Source organism: Staphylococcus sp. NRL 16/872, assembly GCF_022815905.2.
GTDB lineage: Bacteria > Bacillota > Bacilli > Staphylococcales > Staphylococcaceae > Staphylococcus.
On sequence record NZ_CP119327.1, the window covers coordinates 1,740,184 to 1,764,019 of the forward strand.

A 23,836-nucleotide genomic window follows, 5' to 3' on the forward strand; every position below is an offset into this window, starting at 1 on the left:
ATTAACTTGTCAAATTATTATATCTAATTAATTATAAAATAACTACTATTTATAGTCTATTTTAACGACATTTTAAAGTTTAAGAAACTTTCGTTATATTCATCTAGTGTATTTTGGCCTAAATCTTTATAAACTTCCAAACGCTTTTGTTCTTTTTGAGATGGATAGAAACGGTGATCATCTCTTACTTCTTTAGGTAATAACTGACGTGCTGCTTTATTAGGAGTTGCGTACCCTACCCATTCTGTATTTTGTTTATTATTTTTAGCGTCTAATAAGAAATTCATAAATTTATATGCGCCTTCTTTATTTTGTGCCGTCTTAGGAATAACCATGTTATCAAACCATAAGTTTGAACCCTCTTTAGGAATAACGTAGTTGTATTTATCTCCGTCTTCAACAAGTGGCGCTGCCACACCACTCCACACAACTGCAATGTTTCCTTCATTTTGTTGAAGCATCATTGTAACTTCATCACCTACAACACCTCTTACTTGTGGTATGAGGTTTTTTAAATCCTTTTCAGCCTCTTTAATATGCGCAGGATTTTTATCGTTCAAACTATATCCTAATTTATTTAAAGCTAATCCCATAATTTCACGCGCACCATCCACTAACAATACATCATTTTTAAATTTCGGTTGATACAAATCATTCCAACTATCAAAATTTTCTTTTGGGTACTCTTTTTTATTATATAAAATACCTACCGTACCAAAGAAATAAGGTAATGAATATTGATTATCTGGATCATATGTCATGTTCATATAATCAGGATCAAGATTTTTTATATTAGGTATCTTCTTATGATCTAAAGGTAGTAATAAATTTTCACGTTTTAACTTTTGTACTGTATATTCGCTTGGAAAAGCAACATCATAGTGAGTACCACCATTTTTAATTTTAGCTTCCATTGCTTCATTAGAATCAAACGTTTCGTATACTACTTGGATACCTGTTTCTTTTTCAAACTTTTTAATTAAATCAGGATCGATATATTCTCCCCAGTTATAAACATAAATCTTTTCACCAGTATTTGTATTATCTTGAGATTTAAACCAATGGCTGATACCGAGACAAATTATCCCGACTACTAATGCACCTATGATTAACTGTAAAAATTGTTTCACTGTTGTACACCTCGCTTAAAGGCTTGGCGACGTTTTACAGTTCGTTGAATTGCGTAATACCCAACGATACCTAGAATAATTGCACCAAATAAAATAGTAGATATCGCATTAATTTCCATACTAATACCTTTACGCGCCATGGCATATACTTCTACTGATAACACGCTAAAGCCATTACCAGTAACAAAAAAGCTGACTGTAAAATCATCTAACGAATACGTTAAAGCCATAAAGAAACCACCAATAATTGCTGGCATTAAATTAGGAATAAGTACTCTTCCTAAGATTTGAGATTCAGTTGCCCCTAAATCACGTGCTGCATTTAAAATATTATGATTCATTTCATATAATTGTGGTAAAACTACAATCACTACAATTGGAATACAAAATGCAATATGTGAAGCGAGTACCGTCCCAAAACCTAATCCTAAACCAGTTAAATGACCAAGCGCGGTAAACATAATTAAGAATGAAGCCCCAATGACTACATCAGAAGATACCATCAATACATTATTTAAAGTCAGTAATGTTACCTTGAATTTTTTATTTCTTAGATAAAATAATGCAATCGCTCCGAATGTACCTATAATTGTGGAAATTGCTGCAGCTAACAATGCAACGGCAATCGTATTAAAAATGATTGACATCAGACGATCATCTTGGAATAGCGTTTGATAATGTTCCCAAGTAAAATGCTCAAAATGACTCATATTTCCAGCTGAATTAAATGAATAAAACATTAGAAAGAATATCGGAACGTATAAGAAGATTAATAGAAGTCCAATATAAATTTTTCCATACCACTTCATTTAACTCACCCTCTCTCGTCTGTAGATTTAGATTTAGTAATAATTAATATAAATGCCATAAATACTATAAGTACGATAGCAATTGTAGAACCCATCCCATAGTTTTGAATAACTAAGAATTGCTCTTCAATAGATGTACCAATATTAATGACTTTATTTCCAGCAATTAATCTTGTAATCATGAATAATGATAATGCTGGAATAAATGTGACTTGAATACCTGTCATTACACCTTCTTTTGTTTGTGGAATAATTATTTTTCTAAAAGTCGTAAATGGACTGGCACCTAAATCACTAGACGCTTGCAATAAATTATTGGGTATAGCTTTCATACTATTAAAAATTGGTAAAATCATAAATGGAATATAGATGTAACTTGCTACTAATAGAAACGCACCTGGCGTAAATAACATATTCGCAGATGGAATATGTAAAAAGTTTAAAAATTTATTAATCATTCCTTGATGACTTAGAATTCCAATAAAGGCATACGTCTTAAGCAATAGGTTAATCCAAGTCGGTATGATTAAGATAAGCAACCAAAGATTTGAATTTTTAGAAGCTCGTATGAAATAAGCTGCTGGGTAACTAATAATCAATGTGATTATAGTGATAAGTGCTGCATAGAAGATAGAATCCCACATCATTTTTAAATATTTTAATGAAAAAACTTGCTCATAATTCGTAAAGCTGAAGTGACCTTTTACATCTGTAAAAGAGAAATAAATAAGCAGTATCACTGGGATAATGATAAATAACACCATCCATAAAAAATAAGGAATTAGCAATACTTTATTAAGATTGCGCATGATCTATTTCCTCATAACTTTCGATTCGTTTATCAAATTCTTCTTCCGTTTCCCCTGGCACCATAATATGTATAGCTTCAGGATCAAAGAACAAGCCAACCTCGCTACCCACTTCAGCTTTTTTCGTCGATTGAATCACCCATTCATATCCCTTTCTATCTATACAACAAATTTCATAATGCACACCTCTAAATAACATTGGATCTACTTTCGCTTTAAAGAGACCTTTGTCTGCTTCAATTAACGAAATGTCTTCAGGTCGAATTACGACTTCTACATTTTTGTTAGAAGGAATACCGGCATCTACACATTCAAAATCTTGACCGTAAATATTTACTACAAAATCTTTTACCATTGTGCCTTCTACTATATTAGACTCACCTATAAAATCGGCAACAAAACGGTTAACAGGCTCATCGTATATATCAGTAGGTGTACCAAATTGTTGAATTTTACCATCTTTCATAACAAAAATATAATCACTTAACGCTAGTGCCTCTTCTTGATCATGCGTGACAAAAATAAAAGTGATACCTAAACGTTTCTGTAATTCACGCAATTCATATTGCATTTCTGTACGTAACTTTAAATCTAATGCTGACAATGATTCATCTAGTAAAAGTATCTCGGGTTCATTTACAATTGCTCTTGCAATCGCTACTCGTTGCTTTTGCCCCCCACTCATTTCATTAATATTCCGATGTTCATATCCTGATAATTTCACAAGATTTAACGCATCTTTAACTTTTTGGTTAATTTCTTTTTTAGATTGATTTTTAAGTTTTAATCCAAAAGCAATATTATCGAACACATTTAAATGAGGAAATAATGCATAATCTTGGAACACTGTATTCACTTTGCGTTTATTCGCTGGCAAATTTCCAATTGATTTATTCAAATAAATAATATCGCCATCATCAGGTTGTTCAAAGCCTGCAATTAATTTTAAAATAGTTGTTTTACCACATCCTGATGGACCTAGTAAAGTATAAAAGTATCCTGATTCAATTTCTAAATCCATCTGATTTAGAATAGTCATATCATCGTAACCTTTTGTTACATTTTTAAATGATAACAATGGCTCCATTTCAATATTCCCCCTTTACAAATATGATGCTGTAGCAACAATTAAAATTTTAACTTCATTTTCCGTTTCATTATGCAATTGATGAATTTCATTAGCCCTAAAATATAATACATCTTCTTCTTTAGCTTGATATCGTTCTTTTCCTAAAGTGAGTGTGACGCAACCTTCGAGACAATAAATAAAAGTATCTGATTCAGAAGGTTCAAAGTGTTTATAAGAAGCTCCCGGTTTAATAGATAAGATAAGGGGTTCCATTTCAAATTCATTAGAATTTGTGACTAACCAATTTAATATGTATCCTCTATCATATTCATCATAAATTGTTCTTTCATTTTTCGTATAAAGTACTTTTTCCTTAGATTTCTCTTTAAAAAAATCACCTGGCGATGTGCCTAGTACTTCTAATATATTTAAAAAAGTTTCCATGCTTGGTGAAGCATGCTGGCTTTCAATCTGTGAAATATACCCTTTTGATAAATCCGTACGCTCTGCTAATTCTTCTTGCGTTAAATTTTTTTGACGTCGTAAATTACGTAATTTAGTACCAATTTGCATATTTAACCACCTAAAAAAGCTGTATCTAGTTTAGTAATATTAAACATTTTGTTTAATGCTTAATAAAAATAACAAAATACAGCTTCAACTTCAATAGTTTTATAAAAATTATTGAAAATAAATCTTTTAAATAGCTATTTAATTGAAAAATTGTGGTATTTAAATGGATTATCGATTTTGTCCACTAAATGTTAGTTGATCAGGGTGATTTTTAACATCTTGTACGGCTTTATAACTGTTATAACCGCTTTTTTCTTCAAATTCTTTGAATAACGTTTTTTCTTCCGCCTTGCCAGGCACGATTTCTTTAAAACGTTTATAGTGGGTCATTAATTCAGCTCCGTTAACTGATTGTTCATAATAGTTCTCTATTTTATTAAAGAATGCGATAACGTCGACCATTTCTTCATTTGTCCAATCTAAATCTAGTGGATATTGATATTCCATTAAATTTCCTCCTTTTATACAATTCTCATTTATTAATACCACTTTTAGTCTATTCATATTCAAACAAAAAAGGTGGAACAATGAATTCTAAATTGAATTCATCGTCCCACCCTACAAAGATTTGATGTTATTGAATAAATAGTCGAATTGACTAGATATTACATAGTGTGGATTGGCATTCCGATTGCTTTTTCAGCAGCTTCCATAGACATTTCACCTAAAGTTGGGTGAGCATGTACAGTTAATGCGATATCTTCAGCATTCATGCCAGCTTCAATAGCTAAGCCTAATTCAGAAATGATATCTGAAGCGCCATTACCAGCAATTTGTGCACCGATAACAGTTCCATCTTCTTTTAATGTGATAAGTTTAACGAAACCAGTAGTATCGTCTAATGATAACGCACGGCCGTTACCAGCATATGGGAATTTAGATGCTTTATAATCTAAACCTTCTTCTTTAGCTTGAGCTTCAGTGTAACCAACTTGAGCTAATTCTGGTTCAGTGAAGCATACAGCTGGCATACCAATGTAATCAACTTCTGAAGCTTCACCTGAGATAGCTTCAGCAGCTACTTTAGCTTCATAGCTTGCTTTGTGAGCAAGTGGTAAACCAGGAACGATATCACCAATTGCATAAATGTTGTCGATAGAAGTACGGCTTTGTTTGTCTACTTCTAATAATCCACGATCTGCGAATTTAAGACCTAATTCTTCTAAGCCTAATTCGTCAGTGTTTGGACGACGACCAACTGTTACTAATACGTAATCAGCATCGATAGTTTTTTCTTCACCTTTAGCTTCGTAAGTAACTTTAACGCCATTTTCAGTTTCTTCAGCATTTTTAGCCATTGCTTCAGTGATGATTTCAACGCCTTTTTCTTTCATGCCTTTTTTAACTGGTTGAACCATTTGTTTTTCGAATCCGCCAAGAATTTCTTTAGCGCCTTCTAAAATTGTAACGTCTGAACCAAAGTTAGCAAATGCAGTTCCAAGTTCTGAACCAATATAACCGCCACCTACAACGACTAATTTACCTGGAACTTCTTGTAAGTTTAACGCGCCAGTTGAATCGATAACACGTTTACCAAATTCGAAGTTAGGAATTTCAATTGGTCTAGAACCAGTTGCGATAATAGCGTTTTTGAAATTATAAGTTTGAGCACTTTTTTCGTCCATAACACGTAAGCTGTTATTATCTACGAAATAAGCTTCACCTTTAACGATTTCAACTTTATTACCTTTTAATAAGCCTTCAACACCACCAGTTAATTTACTTACAACTGATTGTTTGAATTCTTGAACTTTGTCAAATTTAAGTGATACGCTTTCAGCAATTACACCTAAATTTTCAGAGTGTTGAGCTTCTACAAAGCGGTGTGAAGCGTGTAATAATGCTTTAGAAGGAATACAACCAACGTTTAAGCATACGCCACCTAAGTTACCTTTCTCAACGATAGTAACTTTTTGTCCTAATTGAGCTGCACGAATTGCTGCAACGTATCCACCAGGACCTGCTCCGATTACAATAGTATCTGTTTCAATTGGGAAATCTCCAACTACCATGTTTTACCCCTCCATTAATAATAATTCTGGATTATTTAATAAGCGTTTGATGTGATTCATAGCGTTTTGACCAGTAGCACCATCAATTTGTCTGTGGTCAAAGCTTAATGATAATGCTAATACTGGAGCTGCTACAATTTCACCGTCTTTAACGATAGGTTTTTGAGCAATACGGCCAATACCTAAGATAGCTACTTCTGGGTGGTTGATAACTGGAGTGAACCATTGTCCACCAGCTGAACCGATATTACTGATTGTGCATGAAGCACCTTTCATTTCTTCAGATGTTAATTTGCCGTCACGTGCTTTAACAGCTAATTCATTAATTTCGTCTGAAATTTGGAAGATAGATTTACGATCTGCGTTTTTAACTACAGGTACTAATAAACCTCTTTCAGTATCAGCTGCGATACCAATATTCCAGTAATGTTTGTGTACAATTTCGCCAGCTTCTTCGTTGAATGAAGTATTAAGTGCTGGATATTTTTTAAGTGCAGAAACAAGTGCTTTAACAACATATGGTAAGAATGTTAATTTAATACCTTGCTCAGCTGCAACTTCTTTGAATTTTTTACGGTGATCCCATAGGTCTTGAACATCAATTTCATCCATTAATGTTACGTGTGGAGCTGTGTGTTTAGAGTTAACCATTGCTTTAGCAATTGCTCTACGCATAGCAGGAATTTTTTCAGTAGTTTCAGGGAAGTCACCTTCAGGAACTGATTGAGCTTGAGTTGCTGAAGCATCGTCAGTTGAAGCTGCTGCACTTTCGTTTGAAGCTGATGCTGCTTGTGCACCGCCACCATTAACGTGATTGTCAATGTCTTCTTTAGTGATGCGACCATTTTTACCTGAACCTGCTACAGCTTTAATATTAATGCCTTTTTCACGAGCGTATTTACGAACAGATGGCATAGCTTTGATTTGTCTATTTTCATCTACTTCTTCATCTTGTGAAGCTGATGCTGCTGGAGCTTCTTCTTTAGCTTCTTCTTTTGCAGGTTCTTCTTCTTTAGATGAAGCATCGTCATCGTGACCACCTTTAAATTGCATATCTTCTGCATCAGGTGCATCAATTTTAACGATTACATCACCTACTACTGCTACAGTACCTTCGTCAACTACAACTTCTTCTACTGTACCGCTAACAGGAGATGGAATTTCAACTACAGATTTATCGTTTTGAACCTCTGCTAATACATCATCTTCTTCAATTGTATCTCCGGCTTTAACAAACCATTTTACAATTTCACCTTCGTGGATACCTTCACCAATGTCGGGTAATCTAAATTCAAATGCCACGTTCTTGTCCTCCTATGATTTCATATTCATACATTAAAATAAATTTATAACATAGAGCAAGGACAGAATAATTAATAATGGTTAACATCATTCAATTATTATGTCCTATATCTCTAGTATACACTTAACTATTGACATACAAAGTAAAAAGTAAACATATTACTTACTAACTTTCTATATGCTAACTTTCAATTTTAAAATTGAAGATTATTGATATTATTAGAATTCTAAAGTAGCTTTAGCTTGTTCAATAATATCATTTTTGTTTGGTAACCAAACATTTTCTGCTTGAGTGAATGGATAAACTGTGTCAGCAGCAGCTACACGTGCGATTGGAGCTTCTAATGAAAGGATAGCACGTTCAGCTAATTCAGCAGCTACAGTAGCACCAACACCAGCTTGACGTTGAGCTTCTTGTACTACTACAGCACGTCCAGTTTTTTCAACTGAAGCAACTAAAGTATCGATATCAATAGGTTGTACAGTACGTAAGTCAATTACTTCTACTGAATAACCTTCTTTTTCTAATTCTTCAGCAGCTTTTTCAGATTCTTGAACCATTGCACCGTAAGCGATTAAAGTAATGTCGTTACCTTCTTTTTTAACATTCGCTTTACCTAAATCAATTGTATATTCTTCTTCTGGAACTTCTTCACGGAATGAACGATATAATTTCATATGTTCTAAATATACAACTGGGTCATTTGAGCGAATAGCTGAAAGTAATAAACCTTTAGCGTCATATGGACCAGAAGGAATTACTACTTTGATACCAGGTGATTGAGCTAAGATACCTTCTAAATTATCTGCGTGTAATTCAGGAGTGTGTACCCCACCACCGAATGGTGCACGGATTGTTACAGGTGCTACTTTAGAACCACCTGAACGGAAACGTGTACGAGCGATTTGACCAGCAACTGAGTCAAATACTTCAAATACGAAACCAAGGAATTGGATTTCCATTACTGGACGGAAACCTTCAGCTGTTAAACCAAGAGCTAAACCACCAATACCTGATTCAGCTAATGGAGTATCGAATACGCGGTCTTCACCGAATTCTTTTTGTAAACCTTCAGTTACACGGAATACACCGCCGTTAACACCAACGTCTTCACCGAAAACTAATACATTTTCGTCATTTTGCAATTCAGTTTTAAGCGCATTATTAATCGCTTGAACCATTGTCATTTGTGCCATGGCTTATTTCGACTCCTTCTCTTTGTAGATTTCATATTGTTCTGCTAGGTTTTGAGGCATATCTTCATACATGATATCCATTAAGTTAGTAACTGTTTGTTTTGGAGTATTGTCAGCCTCTTTAATAGCTTTCTTGATGTCGTCTTTAGCACGTTCGATAACTTCATTTTCTTTATCTTCATTCCATAATCCTTTATTTTCAAGGAATTTTCTGAAACGTACTAATGGGTCTTTTTTCTTCCAATCAGCGTCTTCATCTGAAGTTCTGTAACGAGTTGGGTCGTCCCCAGCCATTGTATGTGGACCATAACGATAAGTCATAGTTTCAATTAATGTAGGTCCTTCACCGTTGATTGCACGATCACGAGCTTCTTTTGTAGCTTGGTATACAGCTAAAGCATCCATACCATCTACTTGGATACCAGGGATACCTACTGCAATTGCTTTTTGAGCTAATGAAGTAGCAGCTGTTTGTTTACTACGTGGAGTTGAAATAGCATAGTTGTTATTTTGAATAACAAAAATTGCTGGTGCTTTATAAGCTGATGCGAAGTTAATACCTTCGTAGAAGTCACCTTGTGAAGAACCACCGTCACCAGTGTAAGTGATAGCTACAGCTTTTTTACCACGTTTTTTAATACCGAATGCTACACCAGCAGTTTGCACATATTGAGCACCGATAATGATTTGTGGACTGAATGCATTAACGCCTTCAGGGAATTGGTTACCTTTGAAATGTCCTCTTGAGAATAAGAAAGCTTCAGTTAATGGTAAGCCATGCCAAATAATTTGAGGCACGTCACGATAACCAGGTAAGATGAAGTCCTCTTTTTCTAAAGCATATTGAGAAGCTAATTGTGAAGCTTCTTGTCCTGCTGTTGGAGCGTAGAAACCAAGACGTCCTTGTCTGTTTAATGAAATAGAACGTTGGTCAAGGATACGCGTCCATACCATTCTTTCCATTAATTCTACTAGTTGTTCATCAGTTAAATCAGGTACTAAGTCTTCATTTACGACATTACCATCTTCGTCCAAAATTTGAACCATTTCAAATTTCGACTGAGTATCATTTAATACTTTTACTGCATCGAATTGGGCTTGTAACTTAGGAGCCATTCAATTCACCATACCTTTCCCATATAATAGAAATTCATTTTATCCTCTCATAGTGTACCATAATTTTTTTATACTGTTAAATATTTTGATAAAGTTCTGTACTACTAAAAAAGATACAGATTTTCAAACTGTATTAGTGTCTATTGCAAGACTGTATTAGTTAGGAAATTAAGTGAGTTTATCCACATCTTGCTTTTCTTTATTCACTTTATTCATAGCTTTAGAATAACTATTGAATTTCTTCTTAAAATTTTCCTGTGCTTTATCTAACGCATCATTTTTTTCATCAACTTGAGATTGAGTAATACCATCTTGTTTCACTAGCTTGAATAAATCTTTTTCTTTACTCAAAACATTTTTGTATGCTTTAGCATAGGCATCATGTGCTTTATATTTATCTTTAACTGCATCATCTAATTGTTTAACTTCTTTTCGTTTGTTATCACTTTTTATTTCTTTAATATGAGTTTCTCCTTTTTTGAATTGCTTTTCAGAATCTTTAATAGAAGAAATCTCATTATCAAATGTGTTCTTTCGTTGTTTAATATTATCGAGAATGTCATCAGCTGCTTTTTTACGAGTATCATTATTATTGCTGTTTGCTTTTTTATATAACTTTTGTTTCTTCACTTCAAGATTATTTAGCTTTTTACTTGTACTTGTAATCGCTTGTTCTTTTTCAAACGCTTTTTGAATATTATCATCATAAGCGCGCACTTCTTTTTTGTCAGTAGTACATCCCGCTAATAAAATACTTGAAGCGACTGCAACAGCAAGTGTTTTACGTATTTTCATTAATTGTTATCCTCCTCGTAGTCATTCGATTGTAATATTATATAAAGATAGATTATAAATCAAATGAAACCAGATGATGTACTAAATAACCATTAATCTGTTATATTTTAGTATAAGGAAGGTGTATGACATGTTAACTATGAAAGATATTATAAGAGATGGTCATCCTACATTACGTGAGAAAGCTGAAGACGTAACATTACCACTCTCTGATGAAGATAAAAATACTTTACGTGCTATGCGTGAATTCTTAATTAATAGTCAAGATGACGAAATTGCTAAAAGATATGGACTACGTTCTGGTGTTGGGCTTGCTGCGCCTCAAATTAATGTTTCAAAACGAATGATTGCAGTTTATTTACCAGATGATGGGGAAGGCAAATCTTATGATTATATGATAGTAAATCCTAAAGTGATGAGCCATAGTGTTCAACACGCTTATCTCCCTACTGGGGAAGGTTGTTTAAGTGTTGATGAGAATATTCCAGGGCTAGTTCACCGTCATTTTAGAGTTACAATTAAAGCTTATGATATCGATGGTAATGAAGTTAAATTAAGGTTAAAAGGTTATCCAGCCATCGTATTCCAACATGAAATTGATCATTTAAATGGCATTATGTTCTATGATTATATTGATAAAGATCATCCATTAACACCATTACCAGATTCAGTAGAAGTATAATTAATACATTCCTATGCCTAATTTAATTTCAAAGCCTAATATATTTCTTGAAAATATATTAGGCTTTTTTATGGAAGTTTAATGTGAAATATATAGCTTCCTTAGAATGTTAAACAAAATATAAACTGCTTTATTTATTTAGATACATAAGGTAAAATGATTAATAACTGACAAGATAGTTCAATACTATTTTTCAAATAATGAACGAAATTAATAACTACTCTTTGAACATTATTAGTCGCAAAATAAAATAATCATTTATTACTTATAATTATCGAATATATATTATTAAAACAATAATTTTACTTATCACTTTTTATTAAATGTATTAATTAATTGAAATAAAAATAATCGATATCCTTTGCTGTACTAAGTTGTTCAGCTAGAGTCATAAATTAATATATTCTAGGAGGAATTATCCATAATGGCAGTATTTAAAGTATTTTTTCAACACAATAAAGACGAAGTAATCGTTCGTGAAAATACAAACACAATTTACGTTGAAGGTGAAACTGAAGAACAAGTTAGACGTTATTTAAAAGACCGCAATTATAATATCGAATTTATTACTAAATTAGAGGGCGCACATTTAGAATATGAAAAAGAACACTCTGATCACTTTAATGTGGAGAATGCTCAATAATGAAACAACTACATTCTAATGAAGTAGGTGTATATGCTCTAGGTGGTTTAGGTGAAGTCGGGAAAAACACTTACGCTGTAGAGTATAAAAATGAAATCATCATTATCGATGCTGGTATTAAATTCCCAGATGATAATTTATTAGGCATTGATTATGTGATTCCTGATTACACTTATCTAGAACAGAACCAAGATAAAATTGTCGGTCTGTTTATCACTCATGGACACGAAGACCATATAGGTGGTGTGCCCTACCTATTAAAGCAAATTAATGTACCTATTTATGGTGGTCCATTAGCTTTAGGTTTAATTCGTAACAAATTAGAAGAACATAATTTATTACGCAATGCTACATTAAATGAAATCAATGAAGATAGCGTTATTAAATCTAAACACTTTGAAATTTCATTCTATTTAACTACGCATAGTATTCCAGAAGCATATGGTGTCATTGTCGATACACCTGAAGGTAAAATTGTCCACACAGGTGACTTTAAATTTGATTTCACACCTGTAGGCGAACCTGCTAATATTGCTAAAATGGCTGAGTTAGGTAAAGAAGGCGTATTATGTCTACTTTCTGACTCAACAAATGCGTTAGTTCCTGATTTCACACTAAGTGAAAGAGAAGTTGGTCAAAACGTTGATAAAATTTTCCGTAACTGTAAAGGCCGTATTATTTTCGCAACATTCGCATCTAATATTTACCGTGTGCAACAAGCAGTAGAAGCGGCTATTAAGTACAATCGTAAAATTGTTACTTTCGGTCGTTCAATGGAAAATAACATCAAAATTGGTATGGAATTAGGTTATATTAAAGCACCACCAGAAACGTTTGTGGAACCAAATAAAATTAACAATATCCCTAAGCATGAGTTACTAATATTATGTACAGGTTCTCAAGGTGAACCAATGGCGGCGTTATCTCGTATTGCTAATGGTACACATAAACAAATTAAAATTATTCCAGATGATACAGTAGTATTTAGTTCTTCGCCTATTCCAGGTAATACAAAAAGTATCAATCGTACAATCAATGCTTTATATAAAGCAGGCGCAGATGTTATTCATAGTAAAATTTCTAACATTCATACATCTGGTCATGGATCTCAAGGCGATCAACAATTGATGTTACGATTAATTCAACCTAAATACTTCTTACCAATCCACGGTGAATACCGTATGCTGAAAGCACATGGTCAAACTGGTGTTGATTGTGGCGTTAAAGAAGAAAACGTCTTTATCTTTGATATTGGAGATGTTTTAGCCCTTACCCATGATTCAGCTCGTAAAGCTGGTCGTATTCCTTCAGGTAATGTACTTGTTGATGGAAGTGGTATTGGTGACATCGGTAATGTCGTTATCCGTGACCGTAAATTACTTTCCGAAGAAGGTTTAGTTATTGTCGTAGTAAGTATCGACTTCAATACTAATAAATTACTTTCTGGTCCTGATATCATTTCACGTGGTTTTGTTTACATGCGTGAATCAGGTCAACTCATTTACGATGCACAACGTAAGATTAAAACAGATGTTATATCTAAATTAAATTCAAATAAAGATATTCAATGGCATCAAATTAAGTCTTCAATCATAGAGACATTACAACCATATCTCTATGAAAAAACAGCACGTCGACCAATGATTTTACCTGTGATTATGAAAGTTAATGAAGATTAATCATCATAAATAAATCAAAAAGCACGATATAGACATGATATTAAAACATGATCTATACCGTGCTTTTTTCGTTATTAACGTTTTTAATATCCTCTATGTTAGCGTACAATTTTCTTTTCAAAGCGATTTAAATCATTATCATGCCCTATCATAATTAATATATCGCCGAATTCTATGTTCATACCTGGATCTGGTGATACAATAATTTCTTTTCCTCGTTTAATCGCGATAATATTAATGCCAAATTGACGACGAATATCTAGATCAATAATAGATTGTCCCGTCATCTTCTCACTCGCTTTCAATTCAACTAATGAATGTTCATCCGCTAACTCAAGATAATCTAATACACTTGCACTTGCTACATTATGCGCGATACGGCGTCCCATATCTCTTTCTGGGTGCACTACTGTATCTGCCCCAATTTTATTTAATATTTTAGCATGATAATCATTTTGAGCTTTAGCCGTAACTTTTTTAACCCCTAACTCTTTTAAAATTAAGGTAGTCAACGTACTCGATTGAATATTTTCTCCTATTGCCACTATAACATGATCAAAGTTACGTATACCTAAACTTTTCATTACCGCTTCATCTGTAGTGTCAGCCACTACAGCATGTGTAGCAATATCACTATACTCATTTACTCTTGCTTCATCTCTATCAATTGCCATAACATCCATATCAAGCGCATTAAGTTCTCTTACGATACTACCACCGAAACGCCCTAGACCTATAACAACATATTCTTTCTCCATAGCGTAGATACTCCTATCTTCTATAAAAAATAGGAGCTGAGAAAGCCTACTCTATGTCTTGAAAAATAAATACGCGCATTTCAAAACATAAATTAAACTTATCTCAGCCCCTTCTTTAATGTAATTATTTCTTGCCTTCGACATATGATTTATCGAATACAAATAATCTCAATAATAATATTAACGATGGAACTAATAAAAGTAAACCTAAAATAAACACGATCACAAGCGCTAAGCCCATTGATGAATTGACGCCAGAATCCGTAATTTTAATATATGGATATAAAATATAAGGTAACTTACTCATTCCGTATCCATAAAAAGCAAAAGCCATTTGTAAAATAACCATAATAAACGCTAAACCATGATGTTTTTTCATTAAATTTAATACACCAGCGATTAGGAAAAAGACAAAACTAATGGCAAACATCCACCAATAATTCGTCACTGCGTTATAAAAATGATTGGAGTTTTGAATTCTTAATGATAGGAATACAAATAATGAAATAATAATCATCGGAGGTCCCCAAAACATAAACCATTGACGCATAAACGAGTATGCTACTTCATCTTTTGCTTTAGCTGCGTAATACGTTAAGAAACCAGATGAAATATATAATACACTGATAATTGCTAAAAATACCACTGACCATGCGAATGGACTTAATAACAACTGAATCCAATCCAAATCAAGATGTGACCCTCTTTGGTTAATATAACCACCTTCAGATATAGTTAGTACGGTTGCTAATGAAGCTGGAATTAAAAGCCCACTAATCCCATATAAAAAGATCCATGGTAATTTAGTATCTTGTCCATAGTGTTCAAAGGCATAAAAGCTACCTCTAATTGAAAGAAGGACTAAGGCAATTGAGCCAGGCACTAAAAGTACTGTACCTAAATATAACGCTGATTCTGGAAAGAACCCTACAAATCCAACAAAGAAGAAGACAAAGAATACATTTGTAACTTCCCAAACTGGATTAAGATAACGTTCAACAAGATGGTTAATCTTTTTTTCTTCTCCAGTTAATTTTGTATGCAATGTGAAAAAGCCGGCGCCAAAGTCAATTGAAGCGACAATAATATAGAAAAATAAGAATGTCCATAATACAACAATACCAATACTAGTATAATCCATTATGCTTGACCTCCTTTTTCAATTACTTTATCTACATCATCTTGGGCTGGCTTATTTTTAAACATACGCAATAATACATAAGCAGAAGTAAATAACAGAACTAAATATAATAAACCAAACATAATAGTCACTAATGTAATCCCACCAGCTTGTGTTGCTGCTTGACTTACACGCATATAACCTCGAACTATCCATGGTTGTCTACCCATTTCCGTTAAAAACCAACCAAATTCAATAGCTAATAATGAAGCTGGCCCTGTCAGTAATACTGCATATAATAAGCCTTTACTCATTGTAAATTTACGTAATTTTTTAATGATTAATGTAAGTATAAATAGACCTGAAACGATAAAGCAGAATATACCCATTGCAACCATTAAATCAAAGAAGTAATGGACGATGAGTGGAGGTAAATCATTTTTAGGAAAATCATTTAACCCTTTTACCTTAGTATTAACATTGTTATCGGCTAAAAAGCTTAACATACCGGGGATTTTAATAGCGCCTTCGACTTCTTGTGTTTTATCATTTAAAACTCCAAAAAATACTAAATCAGCTTTTGATTGTGTGTCAAAATGCCATTCATAAGCTGCTAATTTCTCAGGTTGAACTTTATGAAGAAATTTCGCTGACATATCTCCAGCAAGCATTGCAAGTAAAGTATTTATAAAACCAGCGACCATCGTCATTTTTAATGCTTTTTTATGATATTCTGTATCTTTACTAAACTTGTTTTTCAATAATTTGAAAGCTGCAATCGCGGCTAAAAGAAATGCCATTGTCATACCAGCAGTGGCTACAACATGAAATGCTCTAACTAAAAATGATGCGTTAAACATTGCTTCAAATGGTTGTACATTAACCATTTTGCCATGTTTCATTTCGAAACCAGCTGGTGTATTCATAAATGAGTTAACTGACGTGATAAAGAAAGCGGAGAATGAGCCACCTATTATAACCGGAATACTTATAAGAAAATGTATCCATTGATTTTTGAAACGATTCCACGTGTATAGATAAATACTTAAGAAAATTGCTTCAAAGAAGAACGCAAATGTTTCCATGAAAAGTGGTAAAGCTATAATATGTCCACCCATTTTCATAAAAGTTGGCCAAATCAATGAAAGTTGCAAACCGATAATTGTACCTGTAACAACCCCTACTGCTACGGTTATCGTATAACCTTTCGACCAACGTTGTGCTAATGCTATATATTTAGGATCTTTATTCTTAATCCCTAAAAATTCTGCGATGGCAAACATCAGCGGCATACCTACACCAATGGTAGCAAAGATGATATGTACCGCTAATGTCATACCCGTTAGAAACCGACTAATTTCAACAGAATCCATATATTGATCACCTTTTCTTTATATTTAGAATTATATTTTTAAAAACAATCGATTTAAATTATATTACTTTCTTTTTTCTAACTAAATTGTTTTGCTTAATCTTCATAAATTTTTAACAATGTATTTCACATAATTTTCACAGTTTGCAATTATGAATAATATTTTATATAGTAATTTCAGTTAAAATAATTGACAAAAGGAGTGTTTATTAATGTCTTCAATTACTATTTATACTCAAAATGATTGTCCGCCCTGCACATTTGTTAAAAATTATTTAAGTGAACATCATGTGAATTACGAAGAAAAAAATATTGCTAAAGATAAATACCGACAAGAAATGATGAACTATGATGCATTTGCCACGCCATTTATACTTTTAAATAATGAACCTATGTACAGTGTTGATATGGAAAAAATTAACAAAGCTTTTAATATTGAGAATTAATTAGATAAAAATAATTTAAAAAACGTCTAACATCACCTCTATAAAGTTAAGTCTTGATGTACGACGTTTATAACAAAAAAGCACCTTTGTCTAATGTCAAATTAAACAAAGGTGCCATATTTATAATTATTTAGAGATATTATTTACTAAATCTTTGACTTCATCTTGTGTCGCACAATTAATTGCGCGATGCGCTAATTCTGCCATTTCATTTTTACTTAGACCATTAATTTGTCTTCTAGCTTTTAAAATAGATGTTGCACTCATAGAGAATTCATCTAATCCTAAACCTAATAATAATGGAATAGCTGTTTCGTCTCCAGCCATTTCACCACACATACCAGTCCATTTACCTTCTTTATGAGAAGCTTCAATAACTTGTTTAACCAAGCGTAATATCGCTGGATTATATGGTTGGTATAAGTAAGAAACACGTTCTGACATACGGTCAGCTGCCATAGTATATTGAATTAAATCATTCGTACCAATGCTGAAGAAATCAACTTCTTTAGCGAATACGTCTGCTAAAGCAGCAGTTGATGGAATTTCAACCATGATACCTAATTCAATTTCATCTGACACTTCGTGACCATCGTTTTTAAGGTTTTCTTTTTCTTCTAAAAGAATCGCTTTTGCATCGCGGAATTCATTAATAGTTGCTACCATTGGGAACATAATATTTAATTTACCGTATGCAGATGCACGTAATAATGCACGTAATTGCGTTCTGAAAATATCTTGTTGATCTAAACATAAACGTATTGCACGATATCCTAAGAATGGATTCATTTCTTTAGGTAAATTCAAGTAAGGTAATTCTTTATCCCCACCGATATCTAAAGTACGTACAACTACGCGTTTATCTTTCATCGTTTCAAGCACTTTTTTATAGGCTTCAAATTGCTCATCTTCAGTTGGCATTTGATCTCTACCCATATAAAGGAATTCCGTTCTATATAAACCAATACCTTCAGCGCCATTTTCCATTACGCCATATAAATCGTCAGGCGTACCGATATTTGCAGCTAATTCAGCATGTTCACCGTCAATAGTGACAGTTTCTGCATCACGTAATTTTTGTAATTCTTTCTTATCTTCAAAGAAACGTTCACGTTTGTTTTGATAAGCAATTAATTCATCTTCAGTAGGATCAACGATTACGTCACCAGTTGTACCGTCAACAATAATCATGTCACCTTGTTTAACTTCTTTCGTAATTGATTTAGTTCCTACTACCGCAGCAATTTCTAATGAACGACTCATAATTGCTGAGTGACTAGTACGTCCACCAATATTAGTAACGAAGCCTTGAACAAATTCTTTGTTTAATTGTGCAGTGTCAGAAGGTGTTAAATCATTTCCGACGATAACTACACTTTCATCAATCATACTTGGGTTAGGTAAATCAACACCTAAAAGATGTGCTAACACACGTTTAGAAACGTCTCTAATATCTGCAGCACGCTCTCTCATGTATTCATTATCCATTGATTCAAAGATTGTAATAAATTGCGTAGTGACTTCATGTAATGCTTCTGGAGCACTTGCTTTTTCATTCGCAATTTTATCTTCGATTGGTTGAATTAACTCAGGATCATCAAGTACTAATAAATGTGCATCAAAGATAGCAGCTTTATCAGGACCTAATTGTTTTTCAGCGTTATTTCTGATTTTAGTTAACTCAATTTTAGAAGCTTCTAACGCATTTCTAAATTTTTTAATTTCAGCATCAGTATCAGTGACTTTTTCATTAGTAAATGATAAATCTGGCTCTACTAATAAATATGCTTTAGCAATTGCGACGCCATCAGACGCAGCAATACCTTTAATTAAGTTAGACATAATTACTCAGTTAAACCTTCTTTAGATAAGACATCACTGATAGCTTGAATTGCGTCTTGTTCATCGCTTCCGTCAGCATAGATAGTGATTTCAGCATCTTTACCTACGCCTAAACTCATAACACCCATGATAGATTTTAAGTTGACTTTTTTACCGTTGTATTCTAATTGAATATCTGAATCAAATTTTGATGCAGTTTGAACTAACATAGTTGCAGGACGTGCATGAATACCAGTTTCATCGATAATTACATAAGATTTTTGTTCCATAATCTATTTCTCCTTCGCAAAGTTAGAATATTCAAATTAATCATAATCTAACATAAATTTATAAGATAACACTACCAAAATATAATAGCAAATTCAATTCTTATATGATTGAAATACTATTATAATGGCAAATGATATGACTAAACAAGCAATTTAGATTGTTAATAAACACTCTTAAACCATTATTTATACTTTCCTTGTTCAAAATTGATGTTACTACTCAAGTGCAATTAATCTATTGCTCATTATTAATTGGTTAATAAATTTAATCAATATTATATCCGTTATCCTATTAACACTTTATAATAATTATACTACAACATTTTCAATTTAAATAATGTCATATAAAACTTTTTCACATTTTTCTATGTGGTCGCGCCCTAGTTTATTCATAAAATAATAGCTAATCGAAGCTGACACAGCTTGTCCTACCACTGGGAACCATTTAGTTTGTTTGGCAGCAGCACGTTTTGCCATATCTCTTACTACAACTTTCAATACAGCACTTGATACTTTTTTACCTACAAATGAACTTCCTTGTATTGCCGCTGCAGCTAATACGCGTTCTCTGACATCATCACCTAGATTATTCACTTGTTTGTGATCTAGACCGTAAATTTTATTAACATCTTCGATGATATCTCTCATTAATTTGATATCTACACCAAAGTCTAGTCCTGGAATAGGAACGACACTCATTCCAGAAGATAAAAGAGATTTCTTTTTAACAAGAGCTTCCGCTCTCACTCTACGCTCTTCAATTTCTTCTTTTGTAGTAGGTAAAGCGCTTTTTTCTTTAATTTCTTCCATATTTAATACTTTGTTACCTACTTTATTTGTCATATTATTTGTAAATCTATTCATAATTCCCATACTACGACACCCTTTCGTATTGATTCTTTTTCATTCATTAAACCATTATACCCACTTTTATTTGTGTTAATGCTTAATATTTAAGAATACTGCTTTCAAGTATTTAGAAGGTTTATAATGAGGATGTGTTTTAAAATCTTTTGGTAAGCCCATGACTTCTTCTATTTCATATTCAACGTCAGCTGATTCTAATGTCTTTTTAATCACATTCTTAAATGATTTTAATGGAAAGACGCTTGAGTTTGTACATAATAACATTGATCCATTAGGTTCTAAAATATCTAACGCCCCGTTAATCAAATCATCGTAATTTTTTTGAACTGAAAAAGTTTTCTTCTTATTACGTGCAAAACTTGGAGGATCAATGACAATAGTATCGTATTGTTTACCGTGGCGGGCTGCATAATTATAAAAATCGAATGTATCCATTACATATATATACTGACTTTTAGGATCAATACCGTTAAGTCCAAAGTTCTCTTCAGTTAGAGCCCGCGAACGATTTGCTAAATCGACACTAGTAGTCATTTCCGCATTTTGAGCCGCTATGACTGAAAAAGCACCTGTATAACTAAATAAGTTCAGTATTGTTCTATCTTCTGAAAAGTGATCACGTAATTTTTTACGCACTTCTTTTTGGTCTAAGAAAATACCTGTCATTAAACCGTCATCTAAATCTACATTATAAAATGTAAAGTTTTCTTCGATTACAATTGGAAATTCTGGCGTTTCACCTAACACATGACCACCAGTATATTCTGTATCTTTAAAACGCATTTTTTCATAAATTGACTTAAATTCAAATACGTTTTGTATAGCTTCAACCACGTTGTAACGGAACTTATAAATCCCTCTTGAATACCACTGAATAAGTAAATGGCCATTATAGTTATCAATCGTAAGACCACCTACGCCATCACCCTCAGCATTAAATAATCTGAACGCATTTGTTCCTTCGATATGATAGTAATACTCTCTTTCTTCTAACGCTTGTTTAAACAAACTATCGAAAAACTGTGTATTAATGACTTCATTTTGGTCATAACTCAATACCCATCCTAAACCTTTATGTTGACGCCCAACATATGCAGTTGCAATGTATTGATCACTTTCTGTCATTAAATAAAATAAGTCGCCTTCCTTTAAATGGTCGTGTTGGTAAATATCTTCTTCATCTATTAACGGATACTGATTTAAATATTTTGTTTCTTTTCCTTTATTTAAAGTTGCTATTTTCATTTTCTAACGCTCCTATTTAAATCATATTTTTTGAAAATTATTCTACTTTACGTTCTTACCTATTTTAACAAAATTAAATTTCACTTTATACTATACGAAATAAAATAACTCCCCTCAAAATACTCATTTTTCAATGAATAGTTTGAAGGGAGTTAGTCTTATTTGCAATATTACATCAATTCTCTTGAATGTTAAGGTCGATCTCTTAACTGTAGAGTGAATGCAATAATTACTGCTATTAACATAATGATTAATGTCGGTGTAATAAATATTGATAAAAGTAGACCGTGAAGCATAATGTTAATAAATTCTGTCAGTAATTTAAAGAATAAAATACTTATCATAAAGAGTTGTAAATAATAAAATTTACCTCTTAAATAATGTGTGAATGTAGTAGCAATATAAATAATGATAATAAACATTAATAATAATAATGTTACCCATTCAACAACATATTGTGTTTGTGATAATTGCCATTCACCAGATACGAATAATGAATTTCTATTGTTAAATTCAATAAGCGTAAATAAGAATAAAACAAAACCACAGAAGATTTCTACATACGCGGGTTTAATCCATTTAGGACGACGCATCCAATTAGGAATATCATCTTCCTGAATATCAAAAACTTTTTTAAATTTATTTTTAAATTTATCGCGCTTAGTTCTAATTTTTTCTAAGTCTACACTTCTTCTCGTCTTATGTGCATATTCTGATGTTTTATCTTGAAGTTGTTTAAAATGAACTTTAGATTGAGTCGATACATTTCCTTTAGTAGTTCTTGATAATTCTGGTTCTTCTTCCCCAAGTTCTTCTTTTGTTAATGGAAGTGATCTTCTTAAGAATAAGAAGTTCCATATAGATGCTTGAGCTAATAGCCACATCACTAAGAAGAAAGTATCTACACTTAAAATATCAATTGGTGCAATTTCATTTGCATCAATTTTGCCGTATAAAGAAATTTGAGTAATTAAATAAGCAATTCCATATGAAACTATAATCCAAAGATAATGATTTTTTCTATTTTCACTATAAAGTTCATCTTTATAAACAATGTACCCTGTATGAATAACAAATGGAATAACGAAAATTATTGCCCAAATTCCATATACTTGCGTCATTAATGTAATTGTAATGAGGAAATATAGAATTCCAATAACTAAAAAGAAAATTGAGATGTCGTAATCGTATTTCGTAGTTCTAAATAATGTATAACCAATCAACATTAAAAGAATACCAAATAGTATAATTATGACTGCACTTATAATAGGAAAGTTGCCTATGAATCTACTCATCACTCTAATTATTTCACTAAAGAATGCATTAAGAAAATCCCATAAATTATGTATCCTTAATTCAGCTTTATTTTTATCTTTTAATTGTTTAATTAAAGGTAAATTAATCAGGATAATGAGACCCGTGAAGAGTGAAACGATACCGATTAAATAACTGTAAATAATCTCGGTGTGTTTCTTAAGAAAAGACATACTGTTCACCTCAAAATTTATTATATATGAAGATTTAAATCTTGTCTTTAATAAAAAAATAAAATACTACTCTAGACCTATATAAGTTTAACCTACTTTTTTATGGGTAAACTATAATTGTAATAATTATTCAACAAGGAGTGTTGTATGATGACAAATGAAGATGCTAAAAAATCAGCAGCTGAAAAAGCAAAAGAAACTGAAGAAAAATTAAAAGAACAAAATGAAGAAAAAACTGATGACCTTGAACAAACAAAACAAGATGTTCAAGATACTTTAGATTAATTTAGCGTTATTACATTTTTACTATCAGTCAATTTTAATTGGCTGGTAGTTTTTATTTTCATCTAATTAATTATTAAATAAACATATTTAATAAGTTCCTTATATTTAAATGCGCCTTGACAATACTTCTTAAAAGTCATACATTTATGTTAAATTAAATATCCAACGCACTAGGGGTGTGTATACTGAGATGAGGAGTATCCTCGAACCCTTTGAACCTGATCTAGTTAAAAGCTAGCGTAGGAAAGTGTCGCTAATATAAATAATTGTTGTATATACATAAAGCATGTTATTTAAATTTACGCACAACTTTCTACGGAGGGTTGTGC

24 protein-coding genes and 1 riboswitch are annotated in these 23,836 nt (G+C 32.4%); of the genes, 5 read left to right on the forward strand and 19 right to left on the reverse strand.

Translation table 11 applies throughout. The annotated features are described in order from the left end of the window. Nucleotides 1–56: 56 nt before the first annotated feature. The 11 genes from MT340_RS08640 to MT340_RS08690 all read right to left on the reverse strand — a co-directional run bounded on the left by MT340_RS08640 (nucleotide 57) and on the right by MT340_RS08690 (nucleotide 10,812). The gene (locus MT340_RS08640) at nucleotides 57–1,130 is read right to left on the reverse strand and encodes an ABC transporter substrate-binding protein (RefSeq protein ID WP_243603763.1); all 1,074 of its coding nucleotides are present in this window, start codon (nucleotides 1,128–1,130) and stop codon (nucleotides 57–59) included. Then, the gene (locus MT340_RS08645) at nucleotides 1,127–1,939 is read right to left on the reverse strand and encodes an ABC transporter permease (protein WP_243589591.1); all 813 of its coding nucleotides are present in this window, start codon (nucleotides 1,937–1,939) and stop codon (nucleotides 1,127–1,129) included. Before MT340_RS08645 ends, MT340_RS08640 begins: the two co-directional genes overlap by 4 nt. 5 nt (nucleotides 1,940–1,944) lie before the next feature. Next, a complete protein-coding gene (locus tag MT340_RS08650; RefSeq protein WP_243603764.1) occupies nucleotides 1,945–2,748 on the reverse strand; it encodes an ABC transporter permease in 804 nt (267 codons plus the stop codon). Beyond that, a complete protein-coding gene (locus MT340_RS08655) occupies nucleotides 2,735–3,835 on the reverse strand; it encodes an ABC transporter ATP-binding protein (RefSeq protein WP_243603765.1) in 1,101 nt (366 codons plus the stop codon). Before MT340_RS08655 ends, MT340_RS08650 begins: the two co-directional genes overlap by 14 nt. A 15-nt stretch (nucleotides 3,836–3,850) precedes the next feature. Beyond that, nucleotides 3,851–4,390, reverse strand: coding sequence for a helix-turn-helix domain-containing protein (locus tag MT340_RS08660; RefSeq protein ID WP_243589594.1), 540 nt, complete (start codon nucleotides 4,388–4,390; stop codon nucleotides 3,851–3,853). A 168-nt stretch (nucleotides 4,391–4,558) separates the two neighbouring features. Next, nucleotides 4,559–4,837: a UPF0223 family protein gene (locus tag MT340_RS08665; protein ID WP_243589595.1), complete on the reverse strand. Its 279-nt coding sequence runs from the start codon at nucleotides 4,835–4,837 to the stop codon at nucleotides 4,559–4,561. Between the two features lie 158 nt (nucleotides 4,838–4,995). Beyond that, entirely contained in the window at nucleotides 4,996–6,402 is a 1,407-nt protein-coding gene (lpdA, locus tag MT340_RS08670; protein WP_243589596.1) for a dihydrolipoyl dehydrogenase, read from the reverse strand. Nucleotides 6,403–6,405: 3 nt separating this feature from the next. Beyond that, nucleotides 6,406–7,704, reverse strand: coding sequence for a dihydrolipoamide acetyltransferase family protein (locus MT340_RS08675; RefSeq protein WP_243589597.1), 1,299 nt, complete (start codon nucleotides 7,702–7,704; stop codon nucleotides 6,406–6,408). A gap of 219 nt (nucleotides 7,705–7,923) precedes the next feature. Further along, nucleotides 7,924–8,901 carry an alpha-ketoacid dehydrogenase subunit beta gene (locus tag MT340_RS08680; RefSeq protein ID WP_243603766.1) on the reverse strand — a complete coding sequence of 326 codons (978 nt, stop codon included), beginning with the start codon at nucleotides 8,899–8,901 and terminating at the stop codon, nucleotides 7,924–7,926. A gap of 3 nt (nucleotides 8,902–8,904) precedes the next feature. Next, the gene (gene pdhA, locus MT340_RS08685) at nucleotides 8,905–10,017 is read right to left on the reverse strand and encodes a pyruvate dehydrogenase (acetyl-transferring) E1 component subunit alpha (RefSeq protein WP_243589598.1); all 1,113 of its coding nucleotides are present in this window, start codon (nucleotides 10,015–10,017) and stop codon (nucleotides 8,905–8,907) included. A gap of 168 nt (nucleotides 10,018–10,185) precedes the next feature. Continuing rightward, nucleotides 10,186–10,812 (reverse strand): YkyA family protein, encoded by a 627-nt coding sequence (locus MT340_RS08690; RefSeq protein WP_243589599.1) that lies wholly within the window; start codon nucleotides 10,810–10,812, stop codon nucleotides 10,186–10,188. A 130-nt stretch (nucleotides 10,813–10,942) separates the two neighbouring features. On the opposite strand from MT340_RS08690, the gene def reads away from it, so the two are divergent. The 3 genes from def to rnjA all read left to right on the forward strand — a co-directional run bounded on the left by def (nucleotide 10,943) and on the right by rnjA (nucleotide 13,816). Then, complete coding sequence (def, locus tag MT340_RS08695) at nucleotides 10,943–11,494, forward strand: peptide deformylase (protein WP_243589600.1); 552 nt, start codon at nucleotides 10,943–10,945, stop codon at nucleotides 11,492–11,494. Nucleotides 11,495–11,918: 424 nt separating this feature from the next. Next, nucleotides 11,919–12,137 (forward strand): DNA-dependent RNA polymerase subunit epsilon, encoded by a 219-nt coding sequence (locus MT340_RS08700; protein ID WP_002448185.1) that lies wholly within the window; start codon nucleotides 11,919–11,921, stop codon nucleotides 12,135–12,137. Then, nucleotides 12,137–13,816 (forward strand): ribonuclease J1, encoded by a 1,680-nt coding sequence (rnjA, locus tag MT340_RS08705; protein WP_243589601.1) that lies wholly within the window; start codon nucleotides 12,137–12,139, stop codon nucleotides 13,814–13,816. The genes MT340_RS08700 and rnjA overlap by 1 nt, the downstream gene beginning before the upstream one ends. A gap of 98 nt (nucleotides 13,817–13,914) precedes the next feature. Here rnjA and MT340_RS08710 read toward each other — a convergent pair whose 3' ends face one another. The 3 genes from MT340_RS08710 to MT340_RS08720 form a co-directional block, all read right to left on the reverse strand. Next, nucleotides 13,915–14,574, reverse strand: a complete 660-nt coding sequence (locus MT340_RS08710) for a potassium channel family protein (RefSeq protein ID WP_243589602.1) — start codon at nucleotides 14,572–14,574, stop codon at nucleotides 13,915–13,917. A gap of 124 nt (nucleotides 14,575–14,698) precedes the next feature. Continuing rightward, entirely contained in the window at nucleotides 14,699–15,715 is a 1,017-nt protein-coding gene (locus MT340_RS08715; RefSeq protein ID WP_243589603.1) for a cytochrome d ubiquinol oxidase subunit II, read from the reverse strand. Next, nucleotides 15,715–17,067, reverse strand: a complete 1,353-nt coding sequence (locus MT340_RS08720) for a cytochrome ubiquinol oxidase subunit I (protein WP_243603767.1) — start codon at nucleotides 17,065–17,067, stop codon at nucleotides 15,715–15,717. Before MT340_RS08720 ends, MT340_RS08715 begins: the two co-directional genes overlap by 1 nt. Nucleotides 17,068–17,278: 211 nt before the next feature. Here MT340_RS08720 and MT340_RS08725 point away from each other — a divergent pair, with 211 nt between their 5' ends. Beyond that, a complete protein-coding gene (locus MT340_RS08725; RefSeq protein ID WP_243589605.1) occupies nucleotides 17,279–17,512 on the forward strand; it encodes a glutaredoxin family protein in 234 nt (77 codons plus the stop codon). Between the two features lie 126 nt (nucleotides 17,513–17,638). Here MT340_RS08725 and ptsP read toward each other — a convergent pair whose 3' ends face one another. From ptsP to auxA, 5 genes are all read right to left on the reverse strand, one after another. Next, the gene (gene ptsP / locus MT340_RS08730; protein ID WP_243589606.1) at nucleotides 17,639–19,354 is read right to left on the reverse strand and encodes a phosphoenolpyruvate--protein phosphotransferase; all 1,716 of its coding nucleotides are present in this window, start codon (nucleotides 19,352–19,354) and stop codon (nucleotides 17,639–17,641) included. Nucleotides 19,355–19,356: 2 nt separating this feature from the next. Beyond that, nucleotides 19,357–19,623, reverse strand: coding sequence for a phosphocarrier protein HPr (locus MT340_RS08735; protein ID WP_103297095.1), 267 nt, complete (start codon nucleotides 19,621–19,623; stop codon nucleotides 19,357–19,359). A 330-nt stretch (nucleotides 19,624–19,953) separates the two neighbouring features. Continuing rightward, nucleotides 19,954–20,496 (reverse strand): DUF697 domain-containing protein, encoded by a 543-nt coding sequence (locus MT340_RS08740; protein WP_243589607.1) that lies wholly within the window; start codon nucleotides 20,494–20,496, stop codon nucleotides 19,954–19,956. A 66-nt stretch (nucleotides 20,497–20,562) separates the two neighbouring features. Beyond that, nucleotides 20,563–21,735: a class I SAM-dependent rRNA methyltransferase gene (locus tag MT340_RS08745; protein ID WP_243589608.1), complete on the reverse strand. Its 1,173-nt coding sequence runs from the start codon at nucleotides 21,733–21,735 to the stop codon at nucleotides 20,563–20,565. Nucleotides 21,736–21,926: 191 nt separating this feature from the next. Beyond that, complete coding sequence (gene auxA, locus MT340_RS08750) at nucleotides 21,927–23,222, reverse strand: lipoteichoic acid stability factor AuxA (RefSeq protein ID WP_243589609.1); 1,296 nt, start codon at nucleotides 23,220–23,222, stop codon at nucleotides 21,927–21,929. A gap of 150 nt (nucleotides 23,223–23,372) precedes the next feature. Here auxA and graF point away from each other — a divergent pair, with 150 nt between their 5' ends. Further along, entirely contained in the window at nucleotides 23,373–23,507 is a 135-nt protein-coding gene (gene graF / locus MT340_RS08755) for a glycopeptide resistance-associated protein GraF (protein WP_243589610.1), read from the forward strand. Nucleotides 23,508–23,669: 162 nt separating this feature from the next. Beyond that, a riboswitch (TPP riboswitch) is annotated at nucleotides 23,670–23,770 on the forward strand. The last annotated feature ends 66 nt before the right edge of the window (nucleotides 23,771–23,836 follow it).